Origin of the sequence: Streptomyces sp. NPDC012769, assembly GCF_042901205.1 — a bacterium.
GTDB lineage: Bacteria > Actinomycetota > Actinomycetes > Streptomycetales > Streptomycetaceae > Streptomyces.
Window position 1 is genome coordinate 1,997,936 of sequence record NZ_JBIBCP010000001.1, and the last position, 9,918, is coordinate 2,007,853.

A 9,918-nucleotide genomic window follows, 5' to 3' on the forward strand; every position below is an offset into this window, starting at 1 on the left:
GGTGTACACCGCCGGGGATACAGCTCACCCGTTCGTGTCGCTCGTACGACAGCGCGGAACTGACGCCCGCTCACGGCGGGCGCCGACCGGGTGACCGAACGTCAGCTCCGGCCGACCTCGGTCGGCTCCGCCGGCTCCGGTCAGCTCTGCGAGGGCAGGGACGGCGTGGCGCCCGTGCCGGGCTCCAGCGCGTCGAGCGCCCGGCGCAGTCCGGTGAGCTTGCGCTCCAGGTGCGCGGCGGTGGCGACGGCGGCCGCGTCGGCGGAGTCGTCGTCGAGCTGCTTGGACAGCGCCTCGGCCTGCTCCTCGACCGCGGCGAGACGGGCGGACAGCTCGGCGAGCAGACCCGCCGACTGGCTGCCCTGACCGCCGTTCGTCCCACCCTCCAGCTGGAGGCGCAGCAGCGCGGCCTGCTCGCGGAGCTGGCAGTTCTTCATGTACAGGTCGACGAATACCGAGACCTTGGCGCGCAGCACCCACGGGTCGAAGGGCTTGGAGATGTAGTCGACCGCGCCCGCCGCGTACCCCCGGAAGGTGTGGTGGGGGCCGTGGTTGATGGCGGTCAGGAAGATGATCGGGATGTCCCGGGTCCGCTCCCGCCGCTTGATGTGCGCGGCCGTCTCGAATCCGTCCATGCCGGGCATCTGGACATCCAGCAGGATGACCGCGAAATCGTCGGTCAGCAGCGCCTTGAGCGCTTCCTCCCCGGACGATGCCCGCACCAGCGTCTGATCGAGCGCGGAGAGAATGGCCTCCAGCGCCAGCAGATTCTCCGGCCGGTCATCGACCAGGAGGATCTTGGCCTTCTGCACCATGCCCCGTCCTCCTCGCCCCGGCACTGGCTCCCTCAGGCTCTGCGAGCCGGGGGAAGCACCGGGCGCCGCCCCAGAAGACGACTCCCATGCGCCGTCCGTCCTTGTGCCGGTCATCGTAGCCGCACCCCGCCCGTCGCCACACCCTGTCACCGCATTGTCACAGAGCACGCACTCGTGTGCCCGTACGTCGAACGCGGTGGGAGACCAGAAGGTTCCCCGTCCGGCGGACTCTCACACCCCCATGGCGGCGGTCCGCCGGACGGCGAGCATCTCGGTCAGCGGCCCTCCCCCCGCATCCACTGCTCCATCACCGTCAGCAGGTGATCGGGGTCGACCGGCTTGGTGACGTAGTCCGAAGCCCCGGACTCGATGGCCTTCTCCCGGTCGCCCTTCATCGCCTTCGCCGTCAGCGCGACGATCGGCAACCCCGCGAACTGCGGCATCCGCCGGATCGCGGTGGTCGTCGCGTACCCGTCCATCTCCGGCATCATGATGTCCATCAGCACCACCGACACGTCGTCGTGCTGCTCCAGGACCTCGATGCCCTCACGGCCGTTCTCCGCGTACAGCACCGCCAGCCCGTGCTGCTCGAGCACGCTGGTCAGCGCGAAGACATTGCGGATGTCGTCGTCGACGATCAGCACCTTCTCGCCCGCGAACGAGAACGTCGGACGCGGATCCGGCTCCGGCCGCTCCTCGGCCGCCCCCTGGCCGTCCTTGCCGGGCTGCCCGGGCACCTGCGCCCGCTGCTCCACCGTCTTGCGGCGGTGCCGGAACAGCGCGCCGGCCCCGGACCTGACCTCCGTGCGCACCGGTGCGGGTGCGAAGTGCACCAGCCCCTCGGCGATCTCCTGCTCCTGGGCGAGGCGGTCCTCCGGGTCCTGCTGCTCGGCACCCTGACCCGAGAGCGCGGGCTCGCTGGGGCTCAGCGGCAGGTACAGGGTGAACGTCGAGCCGCGGCCCGGCTCGCTCGCCGCGTAGATCTCGCCACCGAGCAGGCGGGCGATCTCCCGGCTGATCGACAGGCCGAGGCCCGTACCGCCGTACTTGCGGCTGGTGGTGCCGTCGGCCTGCTTGAACGCCTCGAAGATGACCCGCATCTTGCCGGCCGCGATGCCGATGCCGGTGTCGGTCACCGAGAACGCGATCATCTCGGCCTCCGGATCGCGCAGCGTCCCCGCCTCCAGGAGCTGCTCCCGGATCGACTGCGGCACGTCGGCGCCCGCCGGCCGGATCACCAGCTCCACGGCGCCCGTGTCGGTGAACTTCACCGCGTTCGACAGCAGGTTGCGCAGCACCTGGAGCAGCCGCTGCTCGTCGGTGTGCAGGGTGGCGGGCAGCTCGGGCGAGACCCGCACCGAGAAGTCCAGACCCTTCTCCGCGGTCAGCGGCCGGAAGGTGGCCTCCACGTAGTCGACCAGCTGCACCAGCGCGATCCGGGTGGGCGAGACGTCCATCTTGCCCGCCTCGACCTTCGACAGGTCCAGGATGTCGTTGATCAGCTGGAGCAGGTCGGAGCCGGCCCCGTGGATGGTCTCGGCGAACTCGACCTGCTTGGGCGTCAGATTGGTGTCCGCGTTGTCGGCGAGCAACTTGGCCAGGATCAGCAGCGAGTTGAGCGGGGTGCGCAGCTCGTGCGACATGTTGGCCAGGAACTCGGACTTGTAGCGCATGGAGACGGCGAGCTGCTCGGCGCGCTCCTCCAGGACCTGCCGGGCCTCCTCGATCTCGGTGTTCTTCACCTCGATGTCCCGGTTCTGACGGGCCAGCAGCTCGGCCTTCTCCTCCAGTTCGGCGTTGGAGTTCTGCAGCTCCTTCTGCCGGTGCTCCAGCTCCGCCGAACGCTCCCGCAGCTGCTCGGTGAGCTCCTGCGACTGCTGGAGCAGCACCTCGGTCCGGGTGTTGACGCTGATGGTGTTGACCGTGGTCGCGATCAGCTCCGCGATCTGGTTGAGGAAGTCCCGCTGGATCTGCGTGAACGGCTGGAAGGAGGCCAGCTCGATCACTCCGAGGACGCGGCCCTCGAACAGCACCGGCAGCACGATCACATGCGCCGGCGCGGCCTCGCCGAGCCCGGAGGAGATCTTCAGATAGCCCGGCGGCACGTTGACCTGGATGGTCCGCTTCTCCTCCGCGGCCGTCCCGATGAGCGTCTCGCCCGGCCGGAACGAGGTCGGCATGGAACCGGCGGAGTAGCCGTAACTGCCGCGCATCCGCAGCTCGTACGAGCCCTCGCCCTCGCCCAGCGGTTCGCCGTCGCTGTTGGCGGAACCGGTCGGCATCGCCACGAAGAAGGCGCCGTGCTGCGCGGAGACCACCGGCGTCAGCTCGCTCATGATGAGCGAGGCCACGTCGTCGAGGTCCCGGCGGCCCTGCATCAGACCGGAGATGCGGGCCAGGTTGCCCTTCAGCCAGTCCTGCTCCTCGTTGGCGAGGGTGGTGTCCCGCAGGTTGGCGATCATGGTGTTGATGTTCTCCTGGAGGGCCTGGATCTCGCCCGCCGCGTCGACACCGTCGATCTTGAGGTTGAGATCGCCCCGGGTCACCGCCGTGGCGACGGCCGCGATCGCGCGCACCTGCCGGGTCAGGTTCCCGGCCATCTCGTTCACCGACTCCGTCAGGTCCCGCCAGGTGCCGTCCACGTCCCGGACCCGCGCCTGACCGCCCAGCTGCCCGTCCGTGCCCACCTCGCGGGCCACGCGCGTGACCTCCTCGGCGAAGTTCGACAGCTGGTCGACCATCGTGTTGATGGTGCTCTTCAACTCCTGGATCTCGCCCCGGGCGTCGATGTCGATCTTCTTGGTGAGATCGCCCTTGGCGATGGCCGTGGTGACCGCGGCGATCTGCCGCACCTGACCGGTCAGGTTGTCGGCCATGCCGTTCACCGAATCGGTCAGGTCCTTCCAGGTGCCCGAGACGCCCGGCACCCGCGCCTGACCGCCCAGGATGCCGTCGGTGCCCACCTCACGCGCCACCCGCGTGACCTCGTCGGCGAACGACGACAGCGTCGTCACCATCGTGTTCACGGTGTCGGCGAGCTCGGCGACCTCGCCGCGCGCCTCGACGGTGACCTTCTTCGTCAGGTCGCCGTTGGCGACCGCCGCGGACACCCGGGAGATGTTCCGCACCTGACTGGTCAGGTTGTTGGCCATCAGGTTGACGTTGTCACTCAGGTCCTTCCAGATGCCGGTCACCCCGCGCACCCGGGCCTGACCGCCGAGGATGCCCTCGGTGCCCACCTCGCGGGCCACCCTCGTCACCTCGTCGGCGAAGTTCGACAGCTGGTCCACCATCGTGTTGACGGTCGTCACCAGCTCCAGGATCTCGCCCTTGGCGTCGACGGTGATCTTCTTCGACAGATCGCCGCGCGCCACCGCCGTGGTGACCTCGGCGATGTTACGGACCTGGAAGGTCAGGTTGTTCGCCATCGAGTTCACGGACTGGGTCAGGTCCTTCCAAGTGCCGGAGACCCCCTGCACCTCGGCCTGACCGCCCAGGATGCCCTCCGTGCCCACCTCGCGGGCCACCCTCGTCACCTGGTCCGCGAAGCTGGACAGCTGGTCCACCATCGTGTTGAGGGTGTTCTTCAGCTCCAGGATCTCGCCGCGCGCGTCCACGTCGATCTTCTGCGACAGGTCACCCCGCGCCACCGCGGTGGCCACCTGCGCGATGTTGCGCACCTGCGCCGTCAGGTTCCCGGCCATGCCGTTCACCGAGTCGGTCAGATCCCGCCACACACCGGCGACGCCCGGCACCTGCGCCTGACCGCCGAGCCGCCCGTCGGTGCCCACCTCACGGGCCACCCGGGTCACCTGGTCGGCGAACGCGGACAGCTGGTCGACCATCGTGTTGATGGTGTTCTTCAGCTCCAGGATCTCGCCCCGGGCGTCCACGTCGATCTTCTGCGACAGGTCACCCCGCGCCACGGCCGTGGTCACCTGGGCGATCTGCCGCACCTGCGAGGTCAGGTTGCCGGCCATGAAGTTCACCGAGTCGGTGAGCTCCCGCCACCGCCCCGACACGCCGTCCACCCGGGCCTGACCGCCGAGGCGGCCCTCCGTGCCCACGTCCCGGGCCATCCGCGTGACCTGGTCGGCGAACGACGACAGCTGCGACACCATCGTGTTGACGGTGTTCTTCAGCTCCAGCATCTCGCCGGCCACGTCCACCGTGACCTTCTGCGACAGATCACCGTTCGCGACCGCCGTCGTCACCTGCGCGATGTCCCGCACCTGGCCGGTGAGGTTGCGGAACGCCGTGTTCACCGAATCGGTCAGGTCCTTCCACGTACCCGCCGCACCCGGCACCTCGGCCTGGCCGCCGAGCAGACCCTCGACGCCGACCTCCCGCGCCACCCGGGTCACCTCGGAACCGAACGCCGAGAGCTGGTCGACCATCGTGTTGACGGTGTTCTTCAGCTCCAGCATCTCGCCGGCCACGTCCACCGTGACCTTCTGCGACAGATCACCGTTCGCCACCGCCGTCGTCACCTGCGCGATGTCCCGCACCTGCGTGGTGATGTTCCGGAAGACGGTGTTGACCGAGTCGGTCAGGTCCTTCCACGTACCCGCCGCACCCGGCACCTGCGCCTGGCCGCCCAGCAGACCCTGCGCGCCGACCTCGCCGGACACCCGGGTCACCTCGTCCGCGAAGGTCCGCAGCGTCTCCGTCATCTGGTTGATGGTGTCCGCGAGCTGCGCGATCTCACCGCGCGCCGACACCCGCACCTTCTGCGACAGATCACCGTTGGCCACCGCCATGGTGACCTCCGCGATACCCCTCACCTGATTGGTGAGATTTCCCGCCATCGTGTTGACGGAATCGGTGAGGTCCTTCCACACACCGGCGACCCCGGCCACCTCGGCCTGACCGCCCAGCTCGCCCTCCGTGCCCACCTCACGGGCCACCCGGGTCACCTCGGACGAGAACGAGGACAGCTGGTCCACCATCCGGTTGACGGTGTTCTTCAGCTCCAGCATCTCGCCGGCCACGTTCGCCGTGACCTTCTGCGACAGATCACCGTTCGCCACCGCCGTCGTGACCAGCGCGATGTCCCGCACCTGCGCCGTCAGCCGGTTCGCCATGGTGTTCACCGAGTCCGTGAGATCCTTCCACGAACCGGACATTCCGCGCACCTGGGCCTGGCCGCCCAGAATGCCCTCCGTGCCCACCTCCAGAGCGACCCGGGTCACCTCGTCCGCGAACACCGACAGCTGATCGACCAGGTTGTTCACGGTCCGCGCGACCTTCAGGAACTCGCCCCGCAGCGGCCGCGTCGTCCCGTCCGTACCCTCCGAGCGCAGCTCCATCCGCTGCCCCAGATCGCCCTCGGCCACCGCCGACAGCACCCGGCCCACCTCGGACACCGGCCGCGCCAGCTCGTCCACCAGCGCGTTGGCCGCGTCGATGGCCGCCGCCCAGGCGCCCTCGGCCGCCCCGGTCTCGAGCCGCTCCGACAGCTTGCCCTCGCGGCCCACCACCCGGCGCACCCGCGACAGCTCCCCGGTCAGATGCGTCTGCCGGTCCGCGACCTCGTTGTAGACGGCCGCGATCTCCGCCATCACCCCGTCGCCGGACACCGTCAGCCGCTTGCGGAAGTTCCCGTCCCGCATCGACACCAGAGCGGCCAGCAGCCGATGCAGGGCCGCAGCGTCCACCTGCACCGTGCCCCCGCCCCGGGAACGGCCGCCGCCCTTCGCCCGCGAACCGCCACCGCGTCGCGTCGTCGTGCCAGACTCCACCGTGTCCCTCCCGAAGGGGTCGACCGTACCGATCGGTCTCTCGCTACCAGACTGCCCAGTGTTTCACCGTGTCCGAACCAGGCCATAACAGTTCGGCAGCTTCGCACAACGTCCCCACGTCCGAGGGACGCAAACAGCGGTGACCGGCATCCGCCGGGACAGCGAAGGTAAGTAACCTGGCATCCGACTGTCCAACCGCCCCGGGCCGCCCGGCGGGGGCGGCACGGCGCGAAGAGAGCACGGACAGCGGGGAGGGGCAGACCGACCATGGCAGAGCCGGGCGTCGAGACGCGTACGAGGAGTTCAGTGATCACCGCGCGGGCGGCTGCCAGTTTTGAACCCGTCGGGCGGTCCGTCGCGACCGCCCGCGCCTTCGTCCGGGACACCCTCCAGGGCTGGGGCTACTCCGAGGTCGTCGACGACGCCGTCGTCCTGACCAGCGAACTCGTCACCAACGCCGTCATCCACGCCGGCACCGCCGCAGACGTCCTGTGCCTGCGCGGCGACGACGGCGTCCGCATCGAAGTCGCCGACCGTTACCCCGAGCGTGAGATCCCCGTCCAGCACGGACGGTCCATGGGCAGCCCCGACCGCGAGAACGGCCGGGGCCTCCTGCTCTGCGCCGCCCTCGCCACCCGCTGGGGCGTCGACTACAGCCCCACCCGCAAACACGTCTGGTTCCACCTCGACCTCCCCGAGCGGCCCGTCGGCACCCGCTCCGCCGGCCCCGTCCTGCCCGACCCGCTCCTCCCCCTCGCCGAGAGCCGCGTCCGCGTCGCCGTCGTGCAGCTCGACGCCGCCGGCGCCATCGCCGCCTGGAACGAGGACGCCGAGGACCTCTTCGGATACGGCTCCGAGCAGGTCACCGGCAAACCCCTCGGCGACCTCGCCGCCTGGCCCCACACACCCGGCATCGGCACCGGCCTCGCCGAGGCCCTGCGCCTCTCCCGCTGGGAGGGCAGCTACGGCATCCGCTGCGCCGACGGCCGCGTCATCCCCGTGTACGGCTCCCACCTGCGCGTCCGCGACGCCCAGGGCGAGCCCTCCACCGTCTGCCTCCTCGTACGGGAACACGAGCGCGCCGTCCTGCAGACCCCACAGCGCCCCACCGCCACCGAGACCGGATCCGAGAACCGGAACGCCGCCGACCCCTTCGAGGTCTTCATCGGCTCCCCGGCCCCCGACGACCTCGACGGCCTCCTTCAGCGCACGGTCGAACGCGCCCGCGACATGCTCGACGGCGACTCCGCCTTCCTGCTCCTCGCCACCGACGACGAGACCGAACTGGAGGTACGGGCCACCACGGGCCTGCCCTCCGCCCGCCAGCGCTTCGCCCGCGTCCCCGTCGAGACCGGCGCCAGCCGCTACGGCTCCGCCCGCATGCCCGCCGTGCACGAGGACCTCGCCGCCGTCCCCGGCGCCGTTCCCCTCCTCGAAGGCACCGGCATGCGCTCGGTCGTCACCGTGCCCCTCAAGGTCGAGGGCCGGCTCACCGGCTCCCTCGGCGTCGCCGCCGAGACCGCCAACCGCTACTCCAACGAAGAGGCCCTGCGCCTCCAGTTCGCCGCCGACCGCATCGCCCTGGCCGTCGAATCGGCCCGCCTCGGCGAGCTCGAACGGCTCCGCCGCGGCTCCCTCAGCTTCCTCGTCGAGGCCTCCGACCTCCTGGCCGGCACCCTCGACCGCGACCAGACCCTGGCCCTCATGGCCCAGATGACGGTCCCCACCCTGGCCACCTGGTGCGCCGTCTACACGATCGCCGACCAGGCCTCCGACCCGTACCTCTCCTTCGTCCTCCACGAGGACGAGGACCTCATCGACGGCCTGAAGGACCTGCTGTCCTCCATCGCGCCGCCCGACCCGGTGCCCACTCCCGGCGCCCGCGTCTGGACGGCGCCCGGAGAGGCCGCCCACCGCGCCGCGCTCAGCGCCTCCATGCGCGAGCTGGACGGCGCCGCCCGACCCGTCTCCTCGGGCATCGGCACCACCCTGTCGACCGCCGCGGCCGTCGGCGGCGAGACCGTGGTCCTCCCGCTCGTCGCCCGCAACCGCGTCATCGGCATGCTCACCCTGGGCAAGCCCACCGACGACCACTTCCGCCAGGAGATCCTGGAGCTCGCCGAGGACCTCTCCCGCCGAGCCGCCCTGGCCCTCGACAACGCCCGCCTCTACTCGGAACGCACGGCCATCAGCCGCTCGCTCCAGCGCAGTCTCCTGCCGCCCGGCCTGCCGGACATCCCCGGCGTCGAGGTCGACGTCATCTACCGCGCGGCCGGCGAGGGCAACGAGGTCGGCGGCGACTTCTACGACCTGTTCCCCATCCGCGACGGCGCCTACGGCTTCGCCATCGGCGACGTCTGCGGTACGGGTCCGGAGGCCGCCGCCGTGACGGGCCTGGCCCGCCACGCCCTGCGCCTCCTCGCCCGGGAGGGCTTCGGTGGCCCCGCGGTCCTGGAGCGCCTGAACGCGGCGATCCTCGACGAGGGCGCCCGCAGCCGCTTCCTGACCCTGCTGTACGGCGAGATGCGCCCGCAGGAGGACGGCTCCGCTCTCCTGAAGGTGGTGTGCGCCGGGCATCCCCTGCCGCTCCGGCTGAGCCAGGACGGCACGGTCCGCCCGGCCGCCGACCCGCAGCCCCTGCTGGGCGTCATGGACGACCTGGAGCTCTACGAGCAGACGGTCACCCTGGACCCGGGTGACGTCCTGCTGTGCGTCACGGACGGCGTGACGGAGCGCCGCGAGGGCACGCGCATGCTGGGCGACGACGGCCTCACCGAGGTCCTCAGGACGTGTACGGGCCTGACGGCCGGCGCCGTCGCCTCCCGCGTCCTGCGCGCGGTCGAGCGCTTCGCCCAGGAGCCCGCCTCCGACGACATGGCCATCCTGGCCCTGCGCATCCCGGAGCCCCACCACCAGTGATCCCACGCGGCAGCCGGCCCCTCTTCGGGGGCCGGCTTCCCCGTTCACCGTCCCGGGAACGCAAAAAGGCCCCCGCCATCAGGCGGGGGCCTTTTCTCTGAGCCCTTTAACGGAATCGAACCGTTGACCTTCTCCTTACCATGGAGACGCTCTGCCGACTGAGCTAAAAGGGCGGGTTGTTCGGCGGTGTCCTACTCTCCCACAGGGTCCCCCCTGCAGTACCATCGGCGCTGAAAGGCTTAGCTTCCGGGTTCGGAATGTAACCGGGCGTTTCCCTAACGCTATGACCACCGAAACACTATGAAGTTGAACCGCCGCACCCCGACCAAGTGGGGGGCGTGTTCGTTACTTCAGAACTAACACAGTGGACGCGAGCAACTGAGGACAAGCCCTCGGCCTATTAGTACCGGTCAGCTCCACCCATTACTGGGCTTCCACATCCG

The 9,918-nt window shown here is 70.2% G+C and carries 3 protein-coding genes, 1 tRNA gene and 1 rRNA gene; 1 reads left to right on the forward strand and 4 read right to left on the reverse strand.

The features are described 5' to 3' along the window. Positions 1–140: 140 nt before the first annotated feature. Both ACFY7C_RS08850 and ACFY7C_RS08855 read right to left on the reverse strand, forming a co-directional pair. Positions 141–815, reverse strand: a complete 675-nt coding sequence (locus ACFY7C_RS08850; RefSeq protein WP_389645819.1) for a two-component system response regulator — start codon at positions 813–815, stop codon at positions 141–143. Positions 816–1,090: 275 nt separating this feature from the next. Beyond that, positions 1,091–6,556: a HAMP domain-containing protein gene (locus ACFY7C_RS08855; protein WP_389645822.1), complete on the reverse strand. Its 5,466-nt coding sequence runs from the start codon at positions 6,554–6,556 to the stop codon at positions 1,091–1,093. A 267-nt stretch (positions 6,557–6,823) separates the two neighbouring features. Here ACFY7C_RS08855 and ACFY7C_RS08860 point away from each other — a divergent pair, with 267 nt between their 5' ends. Continuing rightward, positions 6,824–9,475, forward strand: a complete 2,652-nt coding sequence (locus tag ACFY7C_RS08860; RefSeq protein WP_389645825.1) for a SpoIIE family protein phosphatase — start codon at positions 6,824–6,826, stop codon at positions 9,473–9,475. A 100-nt stretch (positions 9,476–9,575) separates the two neighbouring features. Here the strand turns inward: ACFY7C_RS08860 and ACFY7C_RS08865 are convergent. Then, positions 9,576–9,648: transfer RNA gene (locus ACFY7C_RS08865), tRNA-Thr, on the reverse strand. Between the two features lie 5 nt (positions 9,649–9,653). Next, positions 9,654–9,770: ribosomal RNA gene (rrf, locus tag ACFY7C_RS08870) — 5S ribosomal RNA — on the reverse strand. Positions 9,771–9,918: the final 148 nt, after the last annotated feature.

Excerpts from the sequence above, each read along its gene's own strand:
- ACFY7C_RS08850 (WP_389645819.1), bottom strand. The coding sequence starts at position 815 with ATGGTGCAGAAGGCCAAGATCCTCCTGGTCGATGACCGGCCGGAGAAT.
- ACFY7C_RS08860 (WP_389645825.1), top strand. The coding sequence starts at position 6,824 with ATGGCAGAGCCGGGCGTCGAGACGCGTACGAGGAGTTCAGTGATCACC.